Here is a 19,940-nt window from a genome sequence, read left to right on the forward strand (position 1 = left end):
AATTCCGAAACCCCAATTGCGAAAGCAGTTGGGGTTTTGTTTTGTCCGCAGGAAAATCCGTCTCCCTTGATTTCTATGCATTTGCTCGGGGCGTGGCTATCATGCGGGCCTCATTGTGAGGCGAGACTTGCATGCTGACGTTGTTAAAGCTTCTTAAAGATGGCCGATTCCATTCAGGTCAAGCGCTTGGTGCTGCCTTGGGTGTTAGTCGCAGTGCTGTGTGGAAGCAGCTTCAGCACTTGGAAGCTGAGCTGGGTTTGTCCATTCATAAAGTTCGAGGGCGGGGTTATCAATTGGCAGCGCCATTGACGCTGCTTGATCCTGCTGAGATAGCGAGACTTGCCCCATCTTGCGAGTGGCCTGTTCTGGTCTTCGATTCAATTGATTCCACAAATGCCGAGGCTCTGAGAGCGATAGAGCGTCTCCAGGTCGCGCCCTTTCTGGTGCTTGCCGAGCGTCAAACGGCGGGGCGCGGGCGGCGGGGACGTAAGTGGGTCAGTCCATTTGCGGAGAATGTTTACTTTAGCCTGGTGCTGCGCATCGAAGGCGGGATGCGTCAGCTGGAGGGGTTGAGTCTTGTCGTTGGGCTTGCTGTCATGCAGGCGTTGCGTGAGCTTGGTGTTTCCGAGGCGGGTTTGAAGTGGCCGAACGATGTTCTGGTAGGTCAAAAGAAGATTGCCGGTATCCTGCTTGAGTTGGTAGGCGATCCAGCTGATGTCTGTCATGTGGTGCTGGGTGTTGGGATTAATGTAAACATGCAAATGACCGATGAGGTTGATCAGCAATGGACGTCCATGCGACTGGAGTCCGGCAAGATGTTTGATCGAAATCAGTTGGTGGCAACACTAGGTGTGATGCTGCAGAGGTACCTTGCTCGCCATCAGGCCACAGGCTTTTCTTCCATCCAGGCTGAGTGGGAGCAGCATCACTTGTGGCAGGGGCGCGCTGTGTCATTGATTGCGGGCGTAAATCAAATAGATGGCGAGGTGCTGGGGATCGATAATCAGGGGGCTCTGCGCTTGAAGGTAGGTGGTGTGGAAAAAGTCTTTAGTGGCGGTGAGCTGAGCCTGAGGTTGCGCAATGATTCTTGAGCTCGACTGCGGAAACAGTTTTATCAAGTGGCGTGTGCTCGAATCGAATGCCCGGGTGGTGGTGGGTGGCGGGGTTGTTGATTCGGATCTTGCTTTGCTCGCGGACTTGAATCTACTCGAGGGACTGGCTCTCAAGCACTGTCGGCTGGTCAGCGTGAGGACTCAAGAGGAGACCGGGCTGTTGGTCTCTCTCTTGAAGCAATTCTTCGGCGTATCGGTCGTTTGTGCTTCGCCTGCCCGGGAAATGTCCGGCGTTCGAAACGGTTATGAAGAGTTCGAGAAGCTGGGTCTCGACCGCTGGCTCGCCCTGCTTGGAGGGTTTCATTTGGCGGCTGGGGCGTGCCTTGTGTTGGATTTCGGTACTGCGGTCACAGCCGATTTCGTTGCGGCGGATGGGGGGCATCTCGGTGGGTTCATATGCCCCGGTATGCCATTGATGCGAAATCAACTTCGCACGCATACTCGCAAAATTCGTTACGGTGATCTTGCGGCTGAACGTGCATTGGAAAGTCTCGAGCCAGGGCGTACAACGGTTGAGGCTGTCGAGCGCGGTTGCCTGTTGATGCTGCGGGGGTTCGTGTTGACGCAGCTCGGACTGGCGCGGGAGCGTTGGGGTGACGATTATGCGGTTTTCCTAACGGGTGGTGATGCAGCTCTGGTCTCCGAAGTGGTGCCTGAAGCCAGGGTGGTTCCGGATCTGGTGTTTGTCGGTTTGGCGATGGCGTGCCCTTTAGCCTGAGGTACTTATGCGTTGGTTGTTTTTGCTGCTGCTTGTTCTCAATGTGTTTTATTACATTTGGCATCAACAAGAGGCTCCGCTGCGCGCGAAGGACGTAACGCCTTTGAGTTTGTATCGAGGGTCGCAGCACGATATCCGGCTGTTGAGCGAGACCGAAGTCGCGTCTAAAGATAAAGAGAAAGAGAAAGAGAAAGCGGTCCAGGTGGACTCAAACTGTCTTTATGTAGGTGGTTTTGCGCGCCAGGATGTTGCTCAGGGGCTTGAACGAAGACTGACAGGTATGGAGGTCAGGTTTCAGGCCTTGCCTCGAGGTAGCGCTGAATCAGCGGGTTATTGGTTGCGCGTGGCCCCGGAGAGCCGGCGCTGGCTGGATGATCTGCAGCTGATAAACCTTTCTAAAGAATTCAATGAGTTAAAACATAAAATAATGCCTTGCGAGGGGGTTGCACCCTTCGAATAGTTTGCATAGAATGGCGCCCGCTCCACAGCGAACACCGGAAACGGTCAACGGCGTGGAGCGAGGTCAACGCAGCTAACCTCAGGTTTTTAATGAGAAAAATGCTTGACAGAAGGCTGGCATGATGTAGAATGCCGACTCGCTTAGGAGGGGTTCCCGAGCGGCCAAAGGGATCAGACTGTAAATCTGACGTCTACGACTTCGAAGGTTCGAATCCTTCCCCCTCCACCATTTTTAGCGAGAGCTGCAAGCCTCGCGGGTATAGTTTAGTGGTAGAACCTCAGCCTTCCAAGCTGATGATGCGGGTTCGATTCCCGCTACCCGCTCCAAGTTTACAGGTTTTGCACAGTGTTTCGCTCTTGTAGCTCAGTTGGTAGAGCACACCCTTGGTAAGGGTGAGGTCAGCGGTTCAAATCCGCTCAAGAGCTCCATATAACAAGGCAGATATGAAAATATCTGCCTTTGTTTTAAGGGCTTCAGGTTGCAGTCGGTTGCTTCGCAAGGTTTTTTAGCTAGCTTGTGTGGAAGCCGTCACCTGGGTCGCAGAGTTAAAATGTTGTAAAGTCTTCTTCGGGCCGGCATAATGGTCGGCCTGATTTTGTTTTAGGTCAGTAGCTCAATTGGCAGAGCGACGGTCTCCAAAACCGTAGGTTGGGGGTTCGATTCCCTCCTGACCTGCCAGATTCACTCGGTGTGTCTGGCTTTCTTTTCACAGGATCTTCATAGATGACTCCTAAAGCTGAAGCTCAAGGCTCTCGCTTCGATCTGCTCAAGTGGCTAGTGGTAGTCGCTTTGGTGGTTGTTGGCGTTGTTGGTAATCAGTATTACTCTGCTTCGCCGATCCTGTACCGCGTACTCGCATTGCTTGTGATTGCTGCTGTAGCTGCCTTTGTAGGCCTGCAGACAGTTAAGGGCAAGTCTTTCTTTGTACTGGTAAAGGAAGCGCGTACCGAGATTCGTAAAGTCGTATGGCCAACTCGCCAAGAAACCACGCAGACCACGTTGATCGTTGTGGCTGTTGTCCTGGTTATGGCGTTGCTGTTGTGGGGTCTTGATTCCCTGCTCGGCTGGCTTGTCTCCTTGATTGTCGGCTAAGGGTGTCCCGTGGCTAAGCGTTGGTATGTTGTGCATGCTTACTCGGGTTACGAGAAGCATGTCATGCGTTCGTTGATCGAGCGTGTAAAGCTGGCTGGCATGGAAGATGGCTTCGGCGAGATTCTGGTTCCCACTGAAGAAGTGGTTGAGATGCGTAACGGCCAGAAGCGCAAAAGCGAGCGCAAGTTCTTCCCTGGCTATGTGCTGGTCCAGATGGATATGAACGAGGGTACCTGGCACTTGGTCAAGGATACTCCTCGGGTGATGGGTTTTATTGGCGGTACTGCTGATAAGCCGGCACCGATTACTGATAAAGAAGCGGAAGCGATTCTGCGACGCGTCGCTGACGGTAGCGATAAGCCTAAGCCGAAGACCTTGTTCGAGCCGGGCGAGTCGGTACGTGTTAACGACGGTCCGTTTGCCGATTTCACTGGCACGGTCGAAGAGGTTAACTACGAGAAGAGCCGGATCCAGGTCGCGGTGCTCATTTTCGGACGCTCTACTCCGGTAGAGTTGGAGTTCAGTCAGGTCGAGAAGGTCTAGCTGAGCAAGCATCCCAACCCCGCAGCCTTAGGCTGTGGGGTTTTGTCGTCACTGGGATAAACGCGCAAGTAACCGGGGAGCCTTTCGAGGCGTTTGAACCCGTAATTGGAGTGCCTCATGGCCAAGAAGATTACCGCTTACATCAAGCTGCAAGTGAAGGCCGCTCAGGCTAACCCAAGCCCACCTGTTGGTCCTGCTCTGGGTCAGCACGGCGTGAACATCATGGAATTCTGCAAGGCTTTCAACGCCCGTACTCAGGGTCTTGAGCCAGGTCTGCCGACTCCAGTGATCATCACTGTCTACAGCGACCGTAGCTTCACTTTCGAAACCAAATCCACCCCTGCTTCGGTTCTGCTGAAGAAGGCGGCCGGTCTGACCAGCGGTTCCGCTCGTCCGAACACCGTTAAGGTTGGCACTGTAACTCGTGCTCAGCTGGAAGAAATCGCGAAAACCAAAAACGCGGATCTGACTGCAGCTGATATGGAAGCAGCCGTGCGTACCATCGCCGGTTCTGCTCGTAGCATGGGCCTTAACGTGGAGGGTGTGTAATGGCTAAGCTGACCAAGCGTCAAAAGGCTATCGCCGGCAAAATCGAAGCAGGCAAGTCCTACAACTTTGTAGACGCTGCTGCCCTGCTGGCTGAGCTGTCGACTGTCAAGTTCAGCGAGTCGTTTGACGTTGCTGTGAACCTGGGTGTTGACCCGCGTAAATCCGACCAGGTTGTTCGTAGCGCTACTGTGCTGCCACACGGCACTGGCAAGACCGTTCGCGTTGCTGTGTTCACCCAGGGTCCAGCTGCTGAAGCCGCTCTGGCTGCCGGCGCTGACCGTGTAGGCATGGACGACCTGGCTGCCGAAATGAAAGGCGGCGACCTGAACTATGACGTAGTTATTGCCTCCCCGGATGCAATGCGCGTTGTGGGTCAGTTGGGTCAGATCCTCGGTCCACGTGGCCTGATGCCTAACCCTAAAGTCGGCACCGTAACTCCAGACGTAGCTACCGCGGTTAAAAACGCCAAGGCTGGTCAGGTTCGTTATCGCACCGACAAAAACGGCATCATTCACACTTCCGTTGGCAAGATCGGCTTCGACGCCGTCAAGCTGAAGGAAAACGTTGAAGCCCTGATCGCTGATCTGAAGCGTATCAAGCCAGCTTCCTCGAAAGGCATTTACGTCAAGCGCGTTACCCTGAGCACCACTATGGGCCCAGGTCTGGTCATCGACCAAAGCTCGCTCGACGCGTAAGACACAGATTGGCGCAAGCGATTGCGCCAATTGAAAAAATTGGGGTCCCTGCCTGGCGGGGGCTATCCAAGACCGTAGGCGACGCAAGTCTTAAACCACAAGCCTACGCAGATGGTGCTCCCGGTTCCTTACCGAATCAGACACCAAAACGACATCCGGTTTCGACCAGATGAAACGGTAACAAGCAGGAGTTAAACCCGTGGCAATTAAACTCGAAGACAAGAAGGCCATCGTCGCTGAAGTCAACGAGGCTGCCAAAGTCGCTCTGTCCGCTGTCGTGGCTGATGCCCGTGGCGTAACAGTAGGCGCGATGACCGGACTCCGTAAAGAGGCTCGTGAAGCTGGCGTTTACGTACGTGTTGTACGTAACACCCTGCTCAAGCGCGCTGTTGCTGACACTGAATTCAGTGTCCTCAACGACGTGTTCACCGGCCCTACCCTGATTGCATTCTCCAAGGAACATCCAGGCGCTGCTGCCCGGATCTTCAAAGAGTTCGCAAAGGGTCAGGACAAGTTCGAGATCAAGGCAGCTGCGTTCGAGGGCAAGTTCCTCGCAGCTAACCAAATCGACGTACTGGCAACTCTGCCGACCCGTGACGAAGCAATTTCTCAGCTGATGAGCGTGATTCAAGGCGCTACCAGCAAATTGGCTCGTACTCTGGCGGCAATTCGCGACCAGAAAGAAGCTGCTGCAGCCTAAGGCTCGTCAACTTCTCGCGTTTTTTGTTTTTTTCGATGGTCGCGTAGGCCGTCCCCAATATCAGGAATTAGATTCATGTCTATCTCTCAGAACGATATCCTTGAAGCAGTTGGCAACATGTCCGTAATGGAAGTTGTTGAGCTGATCAAAGCTTTCGAAGAAAAATTCGGCGTTACTGCTGCTGCTGCATCGGCTGGTCCAGCTGCTGCTGCTGCCGTTGTTGAAGAGCAAACTGAATTCAACGTCATGCTGACCGAAGCTGGCGAGAAGAAAGTTAACGTGATCAAGGCAGTACGTGAACTGACCGGTCTGGGCCTGAAAGAAGCCAAGGCTGTAGTTGACGGCGCTCCTGCCATGGTTCTGGAAGCTGTTGCCAAAGACGCAGCTGACAAAGCCAAAGCAGCTCTGGAAGAAGCAGGCGCTAAAGTCGAGCTGAAGTAAGCATCGACTTTGCTCCTCCAGCCCGAGCGTTAAGCGACAGGCTGATGGCTGGTGGCTCTTGCCACCGGCCTTTTTCCGTTATTGGCAGCCGACTGGGTCGGTGCTGATAACGTGCTGTAACCACCCGATGCGGTGGCGCAAACCATGGGGTTTGCACGATTTTCTGGCTGCTCCCGTCGGGAGGGGCCAAACAAGCAGGTGACCAAGCTGGGGAACGCTGATGGCTTACTCATATACTGAGAAAAAACGTATCCGCAAGGACTTTAGCAAGTTGCCGGACGTCATGGATGTGCCGTACCTCCTGGCCATCCAGCTGGATTCGTATCGTGAATTCTTGCAAGCGGGAGCGACTAAAGATCAGTTCCGCGACGTGGGCCTGCATGCGGCCTTCAAATCCGTTTTCCCGATCATCAGCTACTCCGGCAATGCTGCGCTGGAGTACGTCGGATATCGTCTGGGCGAACCGGCATTTGATGTCAAAGAATGCGTATTGCGCGGTGTAACTTACGCCGTACCTTTGCGGGTAAAAGTGCGCCTGATCATTTTCGACAAAGAATCGTCGAACAAAGCGATCAAGGACATCAAAGAGCAAGAAGTCTACATGGGTGAAATCCCCCTGATGACTGAGAACGGTACCTTCGTAATCAACGGTACCGAGCGTGTAATCGTTTCCCAGCTGCACCGTTCCCCGGGCGTGTTCTTCGACCACGACCGTGGCAAGACGCACAGCTCCGGTAAACTGCTGTACTCCGCGCGCATCATTCCTTACCGCGGTTCGTGGCTGGACTTCGAGTTCGACCCGAAAGACTGCGTGTTCGTGCGTATCGACCGTCGTCGCAAGCTGCCTGCATCGGTACTGCTGCGCGCGCTCGGCTATACCACCGAGGAAGTGCTGGACGCGTTCTACACCACCAACGTGTTCCATGTGAAAGGCGAGAACCTGAGCCTGGAACTGGTACCTCAGCGTCTGCGCGGTGAAATCGCGGTTCTGGACATCCAGGACGACAAAGGCAAGGTTATTGTCGAGCAAGGTCGTCGTATCACCGCTCGCCACATCAACCAGCTGGAAAAGGCCGGGATCAAAGAGCTGGAAGTGCCACTGGACTACGTCCTGGGTCGCACTACCGCGAAGGTCATCGTGCACCCGGCTACCGGCGAAATCCTGGCAGAGTGCAACACCGAGCTGAACACCGAGATCCTGGCGAAAATCGCCAAGGCCGGCGTTGTTCGCATCGAAACTCTGTACACCAACGACATCGACTGCGGTCCGTTCGTCTCCGATACGCTGAAGATCGACTCCACCAGCAACCAACTGGAAGCGCTGGTCGAGATCTATCGCATGATGCGTCCTGGCGAGCCGCCAACCAAAGACGCTGCCGAGACTCTGTTCAACAACCTGTTCTTCAGCCCTGAGCGCTATGACCTGTCTGCGGTCGGCCGGATGAAGTTCAACCGTCGTATCGGTCGTACCGAGATCGAAGGTTCGGGCGTGCTGTGCAAAGAAGACATCGTCGCGGTTCTGAAGACTCTGGTCGACATCCGTAACGGTAAAGGCATCGTCGATGATATCGACCACCTGGGTAACCGTCGTGTTCGCTGCGTAGGCGAAATGGCCGAGAACCAGTTCCGCGTTGGCCTGGTGCGTGTTGAGCGTGCGGTCAAAGAGCGTCTGTCGATGGCAGAAAGCGAAGGCCTGATGCCGCAGGATCTGATCAACGCCAAGCCAGTGGCTGCGGCGGTGAAAGAGTTCTTCGGTTCGAGCCAGCTGTCGCAGTTCATGGACCAGAACAACCCGTTGTCCGAGATCACCCACAAGCGCCGTGTTTCTGCACTCGGCCCTGGCGGTTTGACTCGTGAGCGTGCCGGCTTTGAAGTTCGTGACGTACACCCGACTCACTACGGTCGTGTTTGCCCGATCGAAACGCCGGAAGGTCCGAACATCGGTCTGATCAACTCCCTGGCTGCCTATGCGCGCACCAACCAGTACGGCTTCCTCGAGAGCCCGTACCGTGTGGTGAAAGACGCTCTGGTCACCGACGAGATCGTGTTCCTGTCCGCCATCGAAGAAGCTGATCACGTGATCGCTCAGGCTTCGGCCACGATGAACGACAAGAAAGTCCTGATCGACGAGCTGGTAGCTGTTCGTCACTTGAACGAATTCACCGTCAAGGCGCCGGAAGACGTCACCTTGATGGACGTATCGCCGAAGCAGGTAGTTTCGGTTGCTGCGTCGCTGATTCCGTTCCTCGAGCACGACGACGCCAACCGTGCGTTGATGGGTTCGAACATGCAGCGTCAAGCTGTACCGACCCTGCGTGCTGACAAGCCGCTGGTAGGTACCGGCATGGAGCGTAACGTAGCCCGTGACTCCGGCGTTTGCGTCGTGGCTCGTCGTGGCGGCGTGATCGATTCCGTCGATGCCAGCCGTATCGTGGTTCGTGTTGCCGATGACGAAGTTGAAACCGGTGAAGCCGGTGTCGACATCTACAACCTGACCAAGTACACCCGCTCCAACCAGAACACCTGCATCAACCAGCGTCCGCTGGTGCGTAAAGGTGATCGGGTTCAGCGTAGCGACATCATGGCCGACGGCCCGTCCACCGACATGGGTGAACTGGCGCTGGGTCAGAACATGCGCATCGCCTTCATGGCATGGAACGGCTTCAACTTCGAAGACTCCATCTGCCTGTCGGAACGCGTTGTTCAGGAAGATCGTTTCACCACGATCCACATTCAGGAACTGACCTGTGTGGCCCGTGACACCAAGCTTGGCCCAGAGGAAATCACTGCGGACATCCCGAACGTGGGTGAAGCCGCACTGAACAAGCTGGACGAAGCCGGTATCGTTTACGTGGGTGCTGAAGTAGGCGCAGGCGACATCCTGGTGGGTAAGGTCACTCCGAAAGGCGAGACCCAACTGACTCCGGAAGAAAAACTGCTGCGTGCGATCTTCGGTGAAAAAGCCAGCGACGTTAAAGACACCTCCCTGCGTGTACCTACCGGTACCAAGGGTACTGTCATCGACGTACAGGTCTTCACCCGTGACGGCGTTGAGCGCGATGCGCGTGCACTGTCGATCGAGAAGTCTCAGCTGGACGAGATCCGCAAGGACTTGAACGAAGAGTTCCGTATCGTTGAAGGTGCTACTTTCGAACGTCTGCGTTCCGCCCTGGTCGGCCACAAAGCCGAAGGCGGTGCCGGTCTGAAGAAAGGCCAGGACATCACCGACGAAGTACTCGACGGTCTTGAGCACGGCCAGTGGTTCAAACTGCGCATGGCTGAAGATGCTCTGAACGAGCAGCTCGAGAAGGCTCAGGCCTACATCGTTGATCGTCGCCGTCTGCTGGACGACAAGTTCGAAGACAAGAAGCGCAAACTGCAGCAGGGCGATGACCTGGCTCCAGGCGTGCTGAAAATCGTCAAGGTTTACCTGGCAATCCGTCGTCGCATCCAGCCGGGCGACAAGATGGCCGGTCGTCACGGTAACAAAGGTGTGGTCTCCGTGATCATGCCGGTTGAAGACATGCCGCACGATGCCAATGGCACCCCGGTCGACGTTGTCCTCAACCCGTTGGGCGTACCTTCGCGTATGAACGTCGGTCAGATCCTTGAAACCCACCTCGGCCTCGCAGCCAAAGGTTTGGGCGAGAAGATCAATCGTATGGTTGAAGAGCAGCGTAAAGTTGCCGAGCTGCGTAAATTCCTGCACGAGATCTACAACGAGATCGGCGGTCGTCAGGAAAGCCTCGATGACTTCTCGGACCAGGAAATCCTGGATCTGGCTCAAAACCTGCGTGGCGGCGTTCCGATGGCCACTCCAGTGTTCGACGGCGCCAAGGAAAGCGAAATCAAGGCCATGCTGAAACTGGCGGACCTGCCAGAAAGCGGCCAGATGCAGCTGACCGATGGCCGTACCGGCAACAAGTTCGAGCGCCCGGTTACCGTTGGCTACATGTACATGCTGAAGCTGAACCACTTGGTAGACGACAAGATGCACGCTCGTTCTACCGGTTCGTACAGCCTGGTTACCCAGCAGCCGCTGGGTGGTAAGGCGCAGTTCGGTGGTCAGCGTTTCGGGGAGATGGAGGTCTGGGCACTGGAAGCATACGGTGCTGCTTACACTCTGCAAGAAATGCTCACAGTGAAGTCGGACGATGTGAACGGCCGTACCAAGATGTACAAAAACATCGTGGACGGCGATCACCGTATGGAGCCGGGCATGCCCGAGTCCTTCAACGTGTTGATCAAGGAAATTCGTTCCCTCGGCATCGATATCGATCTGGAAACCGAATAACACGTGACGCGAATCGAGAGCGGGGCAGGATTGCCCGCTCTCTGCTCCGCCAGGAGGAAAGGCCTTGAAAGACCTACTGAATTTGCTGAAAAACCAGGGTCAAGTCGAAGAGTTCGACGCCATCCGTATCGGATTGGCATCGCCTGAGATGATCCGTTCGTGGTCGTTCGGTGAAGTTAAAAAGCCGGAAACCATCAACTACCGTACGTTCAAACCTGAGCGTGACGGCCTGTTCTGCGCCAAGATCTTTGGCCCGGTAAAGGATTACGAGTGCCTGTGCGGTAAGTACAAGCGCTTGAAGCACCGCGGTGTGATCTGTGAGAAGTGCGGCGTTGAAGTCGCGCTGGCAAAAGTTCGTCGTGAGCGTATGGCCCACATCGAACTGGCCTCGCCGGTTGCCCACATCTGGTTCCTGAAATCGCTGCCGTCCCGTATCGGCTTGCTGATGGACATGACCCTGCGTGATATCGAGCGCGTTCTCTACTTCGAGAGCTACGTCGTTATCGACCCAGGCATGACCACCCTTGAAAAAGGTCAGCTGCTGAACGACGAGCAGTACTTCGAAGCGCTGGAAGAGTTCGGCGACGATTTCGATGCCCGCATGGGTGCCGAGGCTGTCCGCGAACTGCTGCACGCTATCGACCTGGAGCACGAGATTGGCCGTCTGCGTGAAGAGATTCCGCAAACCAACTCCGAAACCAAAATCAAAAAGCTGTCCAAGCGTCTGAAGTTGATGGAAGCCTTCCAGGGTTCCGGCAACCTGCCAGAGTGGATGGTGCTGACCGTTCTGCCGGTTCTGCCGCCAGATCTGCGTCCACTGGTCCCGCTGGATGGCGGTCGCTTCGCGACTTCCGACCTCAACGATCTGTATCGTCGAGTGATCAACCGTAACAACCGTTTGAAGCGCCTGCTGGATCTGTCCGCTCCGGACATCATCGTGCGCAACGAAAAGCGTATGTTGCAGGAAGCCGTTGACGCACTGCTCGACAACGGTCGTCGTGGCCGCGCTATCACAGGTTCCAACAAGCGTCCTCTGAAATCCCTGGCTGACATGATCAAGGGTAAGCAAGGTCGTTTCCGTCAGAACTTGCTCGGTAAGCGTGTTGACTACTCCGGCCGTTCGGTAATTACCGTAGGTCCGACCCTGCGTCTGCACCAGTGCGGTCTGCCGAAGAAGATGGCTCTCGAGCTGTTCAAGCCTTTCATTTTCGGCAAGCTGGAAATGCGTGGTCTGGCGACCACCATCAAAGCTGCCAAGAAGATGGTCGAGCGCGAGCTGCCGGAAGTGTGGGACGTTCTCGCTGAAGTAATTCGCGAACACCCGGTTCTTCTCAACCGTGCACCGACCCTTCACCGTCTGGGTATCCAGGCGTTCGAACCGGTACTGATCGAAGGTAAGGCTATCCAGCTGCACCCTCTGGTCTGCGCCGCGTACAACGCCGACTTCGACGGCGACCAAATGGCCGTGCACGTACCGCTGACGCTGGAAGCCCAGCTCGAAGCGCGTGCGTTGATGATGTCGACCAACAACATTCTGTCGCCAGCCAACGGTGAGCCAATCATCGTTCCGTCGCAGGACGTTGTATTGGGTCTGTACTACATGACTCGTGAAGCGATCAACGCCAAGGGCGAAGGTCGTGTGTTCGCGGATCTGCAGGAAGTTGACCGTGTGTTCCGTGCCGGCGAAGCCGCACTGCACGCCAAGGTCAAAGTGCGGATCAACGAAACCGTCAACGACCGTGATGGCGGCAGCGTGACCAACACCCGTATCGTCGACACCACTGTCGGCCGTGCGCTGTTGTTCCAGGTTGTGCCAAAAGGTCTGTCGTACGATGTCGTCAACCTGCCGATGAAGAAAAAGGCGATCTCCAAGCTGATCAACCAGTGCTACCGCGTGGTTGGTCTGAAAGAGACCGTGATCTTCGCTGACCAGTTGATGTACACCGGTTTTGCCTACTCGACCATTTCCGGCGTTTCCATCGGCGTTAACGACTTCGTTATCCCGGATGAAAAAGCCCGCATCATCGGTGCTGCCACCGACGAAGTGAAAGAAATCGAAAGTCAGTACGCCTCCGGCCTGGTAACCCAGGGCGAGAAGTACAACAAAGTGATCGACCTTTGGTCCAAGGCGAACGACGAAGTTTCCAAGGCGATGATGGCCAACCTCTCGAAAGAGAAAGTCATCGACCGTCATGGCGTCGAAGTCGACCAGGAATCCTTCAACTCGATGTACATGATGGCCGACTCGGGTGCGCGGGGTTCCGCAGCACAGATTCGTCAGCTGGCCGGTATGCGTGGTCTGATGGCCAAGCCAGACGGCTCCATCATTGAAACGCCGATTACTGCGAACTTCCGTGAAGGTTTGAGCGTACTTCAGTACTTCATCTCGACTCACGGTGCTCGTAAAGGTCTGGCGGATACCGCGTTGAAAACCGCGAACTCTGGTTACCTGACTCGTCGTCTGGTAGACGTAGCGCAAGATCTGGTTGTAACCGAGATCGATTGCGGCACCGAACACGGTCTGCTGATGACTCCGCACATTGAAGGCGGTGACGTTGTAGAGCCGCTGGGTGAGCGCGTATTGGGTCGTGTTATTGCCCGTGACGTATTCAAGCCGGGTACCGAGGACGTCATCGTTCCTGCCGGCACCCTGGTAGATGAGAAGTGGGTTGAGTTCATCGAGCTGAACAGCATCGACGAAGTGATCGTGCGTTCGCCGATCAGCTGCGAAACCCGCTACGGCATTTGCGCCAAGTGCTACGGCCGTGACCTGGCTCGTGGTCACCAGGTGAACATCGGTGAAGCTGTCGGCGTAATTGCTGCACAGTCGATCGGTGAGCCGGGTACCCAGCTGACGATGCGTACGTTCCACATCGGTGGTGCGGCAAGCCGGACTTCCGCAGCCGACAGTGTTCAGGTGAAGAATGGCGGTACCGTCCGTCTGCACAACCTGAAGCACGTTGAGCGCGTGGATGGTCACCTGGTAGCTGTGTCCCGTTCCGGTGAGCTGGCCATCGCTGATGACTTCGGTCGTGAGCGTGAGCGTTACAAGCTGCCGTACGGTGCCGTGATTTCGGTTAAAGAAGGTGACAAGGTCGACGCTGGCGCAATCGTGGCCAAGTGGGATCCGCACACTCACCCGATCGTTACCGAAATGAAAGGTACCGTGACCTACGTGGGCATGGAAGAAGGCATCACGATCAAGCGTCAGACTGACGAATTGACCGGTATGACCAACATTGAAGTACTCGACGCCAAAGATCGTCCAGCTGCCGGCAAGGACATTCGTCCTGCCGTGAAGATGGTCGACGACAACGGCAAGGATCTGTTGCTGCCAGGCACTGACGTTATCGCTCAGTACTTCCTGCCAGCCAACGCCCTGGTCGGTGTAGCGGACGGTGCGAAGATCGCGATCGGTGATGTTATCGCTCGTATCCCGCAAGAGACTTCGAAGACCCGTGACATCACCGGTGGTCTGCCGCGTGTTGCCGACCTGTTCGAAGCTCGTCGTCCGAAAGAAGCGTCGATTCTGGCTGAAGTCAGCGGCACCATCGCGTTCGGTAAAGAGACCAAGGGCAAGCGCCGTCTGGTCATCACCCCGAACGACGGTAGCGATCCGTATGAAGAGCTGATTCCGAAGTGGCGCCACCTGAACGTGTTCGAAGGCGAACAGGTAAACCGCGGCGAAGTTATCTCCGACGGTCCGAGCGATCCACACGACATCCTGCGTCTGCTGGGTGTGAGTGCGCTGGCCAAGTACATCGTTAACGAGATCCAGGACGTTTACCGTCTGCAAGGCGTGAAGATCAACGACAAGCACATCGAGACCATCCTGCGTCAGATGTTGCGTAAAGTTGAAATCGCTGAATCCGGCGATTCCAGTTTCATCAAGGGCGACCAGATGGAATTGACTCACGTTCTGGTAGAGAACGAGCGTTTGAGCAACGAAGACAAATTTGTCTCCAAGTTCACTCGCGTTCTGCTGGGTATCACCAAGGCGTCGTTGTCCACCGAATCGTTCATCTCGGCGGCTTCCTTCCAGGAAACCACCCGCGTACTGACCGAAGCGGCGGTAACCGGCAAGCGCGACTACCTGCGCGGCCTGAAAGAAAACGTGGTCGTGGGTCGTCTGATCCCGGCTGGTACCGGCCTGGCTTATCACAGCGAGCGTAAGCGTCGTCGTGATGCCGACAAGCCGTTGCGCGTAAGCGCCAGTGAAGTGGAAGCTGCACTGACCGAAGCGCTGAACTCTAGCGGTAACTGAGTTCTGCGATAAATGAGCGTAAGGCCCTGGCAGCTCCGTTCATCGAATCGCGACAATTTGTCGAGGTTGGATGGGCGGGGAGGTCGGGGCCTTGCCTTGACTGGGGACAAGATCCTCTTTAGACTCTTGTACCCCTAAATTTGGCGGGGATTCGTTCCTGCCATTTTGCTTTTCTTGCAAGACAATAGCGTCGCAAGACAACAGTGGAGCTAGTAGATGGCAACTATCAACCAGCTGGTACGTCAGCCGCGTAAGCGTATCGTCGAGAAATCCGACGTGCCTGCGCTGCAGAACTGCCCGCAACGTCGTGGCGTGTGCACCCGTGTGTATACCACTACGCCGAAAAAACCTAACTCGGCACTGCGTAAAGTATGCCGTGTGCGTCTGACCAACGGTTTCGAGGTTTCCTCGTACATCGGCGGTGAAGGCCACAACCTGCAAGAGCACAGCGTGGTACTGATCCGCGGCGGTCGTGTAAAAGACTTGCCAGGTGTTCGTTACCACACCGTTCGCGGTTCTTTGGATACTTCCGGCGTTAAGGGTCGTAACCAGGGTCGTTCGAAGTACGGTACCAAGCGTCCGAAGTAATGGTCGCTTGCTGCAAAAAACTGATTTCTATTTTTCTGAGTCGATAAGAGTAAGGTCGGAGGCGTCCCTGATAGGGCACCAATTCCGAGCGAACCTGAAGACCGTTTGAGGGCTTATCCATGCCAAGAAGACGCGTAGCAGCCAAGCGCGAAGTGCTTGACGATCCAAAATACGGAAGCCAAATCCTGGCCAAGTTCATGAACCACGTGATGGAAAGCGGCAAGAAAGCCGTTGCCGAGCGTATCGTTTATGGCGCGCTGGAAAAGGTTAAAGAACGCAAGAACAGCGACCCCCTGGAAATCTTCGAGAAAGCTCTCGACGCCATCGCTCCGCTGGTCGAAGTAAAGTCGCGCCGTGTAGGCGGTGCTACTTACCAGGTTCCGGTTGAAGTTCGTCCGTCCCGTCGTAACGCTCTGGCAATGCGCTGGTTGGTAGACTTCGCTCGCAAGCGCGGCGAGAAGTCTATGGCTCTGCGTTTGGCTGGCGAACTGTTGGACGCTGCCGAAGGTAAAGGTGCTGCAGTTAAGAAGCGTGAAGACGTGCACCGTATGGCTGAAGCTAACAAAGCTTTCTCGCACTACCGCTTCTAATTTTAGCGTCACTAATTTTGCGAGGGCTTTATGGCTCGTACTACACCGATTAATCGCTACCGTAACATTGGTATCGTTGCTCACGTGGATGCTGGTAAAACCACCACCACCGAGCGCGTCCTTTTTTACACTGGCAAAAGTCACAAGATGGGCGAGGTGCATGACGGCGCCGCGACCACAGACTGGATGGTTCAGGAGCAGGAGCGTGGTATTACCATTACTTCTGCTGCTATTACCGCCTTCTGGCAGGGTTCTGCGAAGCAGCACAAGGACCAATACCGCTTCAACGTCATCGATACCCCGGGTCACGTAGACTTCACTATTGAAGTTGAGCGTTCCCTGCGTGTACTCGACGGCGCTGTCGTTGTGTTCTGTGGTACTTCCGGCGTTGAGCCTCAGTCCGAAACCGTATGGCGTCAAGCCAACAAGTACGGTGTTCCACGTATCGTTTACGTGAACAAGATGGACCGTGCCGGCGCGAACTTCCTGCGCGTGATCGCTCAGATCAAGCAGCGCCTGGGTCACACTCCGGTGCCGATCCAGTTGGCTATCGGTTCCGAAGACAACTTCCAGGGTCAGATCGATCTGATGACCATGGAAGCGGTTTACTGGAACGATGCTGACAAGGGCATGACCCCACGTCGCGAAGCTATCCCTGCTGAACTGCAGGAGCTGGCTGAAGAGTGGCGCAGCAACATGGTTGAGGCTGCGGCCGAAGCCAGCGAAGAGCTGATGAACAAGTACCTCGAAGGCGAAGAGCTCTCCATCGAGGAAATCAAGGCCGCTCTGCGTCAGCGTACCATCGCTGGTGAGATCGTTCTGGCTGTTTGCGGTTCTTCCTTCAAGAACAAGGGTGTTCCCCTGGTTCTCGACGCCGTTATCGACTACCTGCCTGCACCAACTGACATTCCTGCCATCAAGGGTACTGACCCGGATGACGAGGAAAAGCAGATGGAGCGTCACGCAGACGACAACGAGCCGTTCTCGGCTCTGGCGTTCAAGATCGCTACCGACCCATTCGTGGGTACCTTGACCTTCGTTCGAGTTTACTCGGGCGTGTTGGCCTCCGGCGACGGCGTGATCAACTCGGTTAAAGGCAAGAAAGAGCGCGTGGGTCGTATGGTGCAAATGCACGCAAACGCCCGCGAAGAGATCAAGGAAGTACGCGCTGGTGACATCGCGGCCCTGATCGGCATGAAGGACGTCACCACTGGTGAAACCCTCTGCAACGCTGACAAGCCAATCATCCTGGTTCGCATGGACTTCCCGGAGCCGGTTATTTCGGTTGCCGTAGAGCCTAAAACCAAGGATGACCAGGAAAAAATGGGTATCGCTCTGGGCAAACTTGCTCAGGAAGACCCGTCTTTCCGCGTCAAAACTGATGAAGAGACTGGTCAAACGATCATCTCTGGCATGGGCGAGTTGCACCTGGACATCCTGGTTGACCGGATGCGCCGTGAGTTCAACGTCGAAGCCAACATCGGTAAGCCTCAGGTTTCCTATCGTGAGCGCATCACGAAGAGCTGCGAAATCGAAGGCAAGTTCGTTCGTCAGTCCGGCGGTCGTGGCCAGTTCGGTCACTGCTGGATTCGTTTTGCACCTGCTGACGAAGGTCAGGAAGGTCTGCAATTCCTGAACGAAGTAGTGGGTGGTGTGGTTCCTAAGGAATACATCCCGGCTATCCAGAAGGGTATCGAAGAGCAGATGAAGAACGGTGTTGTTGCCGGCTATCCGCTGATCGGCCTGAAGGCTACCGTGTTTGATGGTTCTTACCACGACGTCGACTCGAACGAGATGGCGTTTAAGGTGGCTGCTTCCATGGCGACCAAGCAACTGGCCCAGAAGGGCGGTGGTGAGTTGCTCGAGCCGATCATGGCGGTAGAGGTTGTTACGCCTGAAGACTATATGGGTGACGTGATGGGCGACCTTAACCGTCGTCGCGGCATGATTCTGGGTATGGAAGATACGGTTTCCGGTAAGGTTATCCGTGCTGAAGTTCCGTTGGGCGAGATGTTCGGTTATGCGACCGACGTTCGTTCGATGTCCCAGGGTCGCGCAAGCTACTCTATGGAATTCAAAAAATACAATACGGCTCCGTCGCACATCGTCGAAACCGTTACCAAAAAACAAGGCTGATTCAGTCCTTTAGGCAAGGAGTTAATTGTCGTGGCTAAAGAAAAATTTGATCGTTCCCTACCGCACGTCAACGTTGGCACCATCGGTCACGTTGACCACGGTAAAACCACTCTGACCGCTGCTCTGACTCGCGTCTGCTCCGAAGTTTTCGGTTCGGCCGTAGTTGAATTCGACAAGATCGACAGCGCGCCAGAAGAAAAGGCTCGTGGTATCACCATCAACACCGCGCACGTCGAGTACAACTCGAACATTCGTCACTACGCTCACGTTGACTGCCCGGGTCACGCTGACTACGTGAAGAACATGATCACCGGTGCTGCCCAGATGGACGGCGCGATCCTGGTTTGCTCGGCCGCCGATGGTCCGATGCCACAAACCCGTGAGCACATCCTGCTGTCCCGTCAGGTAGGCGTTCCGTACATCGTGGTTTTCCTGAACAAGGCTGACCTGGTAGACGACGCTGAGCTGCTGGAACTGGTTGAGATGGAAGTTCGCGACCTGCTGTCCACCTATGACTTCCCAGGCGACGACACTCCGATCATCATCGGTTCTGCTCGTATGGCGCTGGAAGGCAAAGACGACAACGAAATGGGCACCACTGCCGTTCGTAAGCTGGTTGAGACTCTGGACACCTACATCCCAGAGCCAGAGCGTGCTATCGACAAGCCATTCCTGATGCCAATCGAAGACGTATTCTCGATCTCGGGTCGTGGTACTGTTGTGACTGGTCGTATCGAGCGCGGTATCGTTCGCGTTCAAGATGCACTGGAAATCGTTGGTCTGCGTGACACCACCACCACCACCTGCACCGGTGTTGAGATGTTCCGCAAGCTGCTCGACGAAGGTCGTGCTGGCGAGAACTGCGGCGTTCTGCTGCGTGGTACCAAGCGTGACGACGTTGAGCGTGGTCAGGTTCTGGTCAAGCCGGGTTCGGTTAAGCCGCACACCAAGTTCACCGCAGAAGTTTACGTTCTGAGCAAGGAAGAAGGCGGTCGTCACACTCCGTTCTTCAAAGGCTACCGTCCACAGTTCTACTTCCGTACTACTGACGTGACCGGTAACTGCGAGCTGCCAGAAGGCGTTGAAATGGTAATGCCAGGTGACAACATTCAGATGACTGTTACCCTGATCAAAACCATCGCAATGGAAGACGGTCTGCGCTTCGCTATCCGTGAAGGCGGCCGTACCGTTGGTGCTGGTGTTGTAGCCAAAATCATCGAGTAATCTCTTTTTTGAGATGGCTTTGATGCTTTGAGAAAGCCCCCGCTCAGCGGGGGCTTTTTTATTGGGTTGACACCTATCTGGGGCGTCTATAGAATTGCGCCTCCTTTTAACGGGCGTATTGCGCCCGGTGGGAATAGCAGCCGGAGTCTGAAATCCAATGCAAAATCAGCAAATCCGTATCAGGTTGAAGGCTTTCGACCATCGCCTGATCGACCAATCAACCCAGGAAATCGTGGAAACCGCGAAACGTACTGGTGCTCAAGTGCGTGGTCCAATTCCACTGCCTACCCGTAAAGAGCGGTTCACCGTTCTGGTCTCCCCGCACGTCAACAAAGACGCGCGTGACCAGTACGAGATCCGTACTCATAAGCGCGTTCTGGACATCGTCCAGCCAACGGATAAAACCGTTGATGCTCTTATGAAGCTTGATCTTGCGGCCGGTGTGGAAGTGCAGATCAGCCTCGGCTAAGACTCGGTCTTAGTCGTGTAACGCTCTGAAATGGGCGGCCATAGCGGGTGAAAGCCCCGTACACT

At 55.4% G+C, this 19,940-nt stretch carries 16 protein-coding genes and 4 tRNA genes; all 20 read left to right on the top strand.

The window, feature by feature from the left end:
- The first annotated feature begins 131 nt into the window (after positions 1–131).
- The 20 genes from birA (at position 132) to rpsJ (ending at position 19,875) form a co-directional block, all read left to right on the top strand.
- Positions 132–1,091, top strand: coding sequence for a bifunctional biotin--[acetyl-CoA-carboxylase] ligase/biotin operon repressor BirA (birA, locus tag D8U69_RS06265; RefSeq protein ID WP_056855890.1), 960 nt, complete (start codon positions 132–134; stop codon positions 1,089–1,091).
- The gene (locus D8U69_RS06270) at positions 1,081–1,830 is read left to right on the top strand and encodes a pantothenate kinase (protein WP_130906943.1); all 750 of its coding nucleotides are present in this window, start codon (positions 1,081–1,083) and stop codon (positions 1,828–1,830) included. Before birA ends, D8U69_RS06270 begins: the two co-directional genes overlap by 11 nt.
- 7 nt (positions 1,831–1,837) lie before the next feature.
- The gene (locus D8U69_RS06275; protein WP_056855888.1) at positions 1,838–2,290 is read left to right on the top strand and encodes a hypothetical protein; all 453 of its coding nucleotides are present in this window, start codon (positions 1,838–1,840) and stop codon (positions 2,288–2,290) included.
- 143 nt (positions 2,291–2,433) lie between these two features.
- Positions 2,434–2,518: transfer RNA gene (locus D8U69_RS06280), tRNA-Tyr, on the top strand.
- Between the two features lie 24 nt (positions 2,519–2,542).
- Positions 2,543–2,616, top strand: a tRNA-Gly gene (locus D8U69_RS06285).
- A gap of 26 nt (positions 2,617–2,642) precedes the next feature.
- Positions 2,643–2,718: transfer RNA gene (locus tag D8U69_RS06290), tRNA-Thr, on the top strand.
- A gap of 174 nt (positions 2,719–2,892) precedes the next feature.
- Positions 2,893–2,968 (top strand) — tRNA-Trp (locus D8U69_RS06295).
- Positions 2,969–3,013: 45 nt separating this feature from the next.
- Positions 3,014–3,382: a preprotein translocase subunit SecE gene (secE, locus tag D8U69_RS06300; protein ID WP_007896620.1), complete on the top strand. Its 369-nt coding sequence runs from the start codon at positions 3,014–3,016 to the stop codon at positions 3,380–3,382.
- Between the two features lie 9 nt (positions 3,383–3,391).
- On the top strand, positions 3,392–3,925 hold the full coding sequence (gene nusG / locus D8U69_RS06305; RefSeq protein ID WP_007933727.1) for a transcription termination/antitermination protein NusG: 534 nt from the start codon (positions 3,392–3,394) through the stop codon (positions 3,923–3,925).
- Positions 3,926–4,042: 117 nt separating this feature from the next.
- The gene (gene rplK, locus D8U69_RS06310) at positions 4,043–4,474 is read left to right on the top strand and encodes a 50S ribosomal protein L11 (RefSeq protein WP_007933726.1); all 432 of its coding nucleotides are present in this window, start codon (positions 4,043–4,045) and stop codon (positions 4,472–4,474) included.
- Positions 4,474–5,169 (top strand): 50S ribosomal protein L1, encoded by a 696-nt coding sequence (gene rplA, locus D8U69_RS06315; protein ID WP_008041297.1) that lies wholly within the window; start codon positions 4,474–4,476, stop codon positions 5,167–5,169. Before rplK ends, rplA begins: the two co-directional genes overlap by 1 nt.
- Positions 5,170–5,368: 199 nt before the next feature.
- Entirely contained in the window at positions 5,369–5,869 is a 501-nt protein-coding gene (gene rplJ / locus D8U69_RS06320; protein ID WP_007970413.1) for a 50S ribosomal protein L10, read from the top strand.
- A gap of 75 nt (positions 5,870–5,944) precedes the next feature.
- Positions 5,945–6,310 carry a 50S ribosomal protein L7/L12 gene (rplL, locus tag D8U69_RS06325; RefSeq protein WP_056855887.1) on the top strand — a complete coding sequence of 122 codons (366 nt, stop codon included), beginning with the start codon at positions 5,945–5,947 and terminating at the stop codon, positions 6,308–6,310.
- A 220-nt stretch (positions 6,311–6,530) separates the two neighbouring features.
- The gene (gene rpoB / locus D8U69_RS06330) at positions 6,531–10,604 is read left to right on the top strand and encodes a DNA-directed RNA polymerase subunit beta (RefSeq protein WP_056855886.1); all 4,074 of its coding nucleotides are present in this window, start codon (positions 6,531–6,533) and stop codon (positions 10,602–10,604) included.
- A 64-nt stretch (positions 10,605–10,668) separates the two neighbouring features.
- Positions 10,669–14,868, top strand: a complete 4,200-nt coding sequence (rpoC, locus tag D8U69_RS06335) for a DNA-directed RNA polymerase subunit beta' (RefSeq protein WP_056855885.1) — start codon at positions 10,669–10,671, stop codon at positions 14,866–14,868.
- 216 nt (positions 14,869–15,084) lie between these two features.
- On the top strand, positions 15,085–15,456 hold the full coding sequence (gene rpsL, locus D8U69_RS06340; protein ID WP_003186084.1) for a 30S ribosomal protein S12: 372 nt from the start codon (positions 15,085–15,087) through the stop codon (positions 15,454–15,456).
- 119 nt (positions 15,457–15,575) lie between these two features.
- Complete coding sequence (gene rpsG / locus D8U69_RS06345; RefSeq protein ID WP_002555493.1) at positions 15,576–16,046, top strand: 30S ribosomal protein S7; 471 nt, start codon at positions 15,576–15,578, stop codon at positions 16,044–16,046.
- 30 nt (positions 16,047–16,076) lie between these two features.
- Positions 16,077–18,182 (top strand): elongation factor G, encoded by a 2,106-nt coding sequence (fusA, locus tag D8U69_RS06350; RefSeq protein WP_046815908.1) that lies wholly within the window; start codon positions 16,077–16,079, stop codon positions 18,180–18,182.
- A 30-nt stretch (positions 18,183–18,212) separates the two neighbouring features.
- Positions 18,213–19,406, top strand: coding sequence for an elongation factor Tu (gene tuf, locus D8U69_RS06355; RefSeq protein WP_008065716.1), 1,194 nt, complete (start codon positions 18,213–18,215; stop codon positions 19,404–19,406).
- Positions 19,407–19,563: 157 nt separating this feature from the next.
- Positions 19,564–19,875, top strand: coding sequence for a 30S ribosomal protein S10 (gene rpsJ, locus D8U69_RS06360; RefSeq protein WP_003186070.1), 312 nt, complete (start codon positions 19,564–19,566; stop codon positions 19,873–19,875).
- Positions 19,876–19,940: the final 65 nt, after the last annotated feature.

The organism is Pseudomonas sp. Sample_16, from assembly GCF_004307665.1.
Lineage (GTDB): Bacteria > Pseudomonadota > Gammaproteobacteria > Pseudomonadales > Pseudomonadaceae > Aquipseudomonas.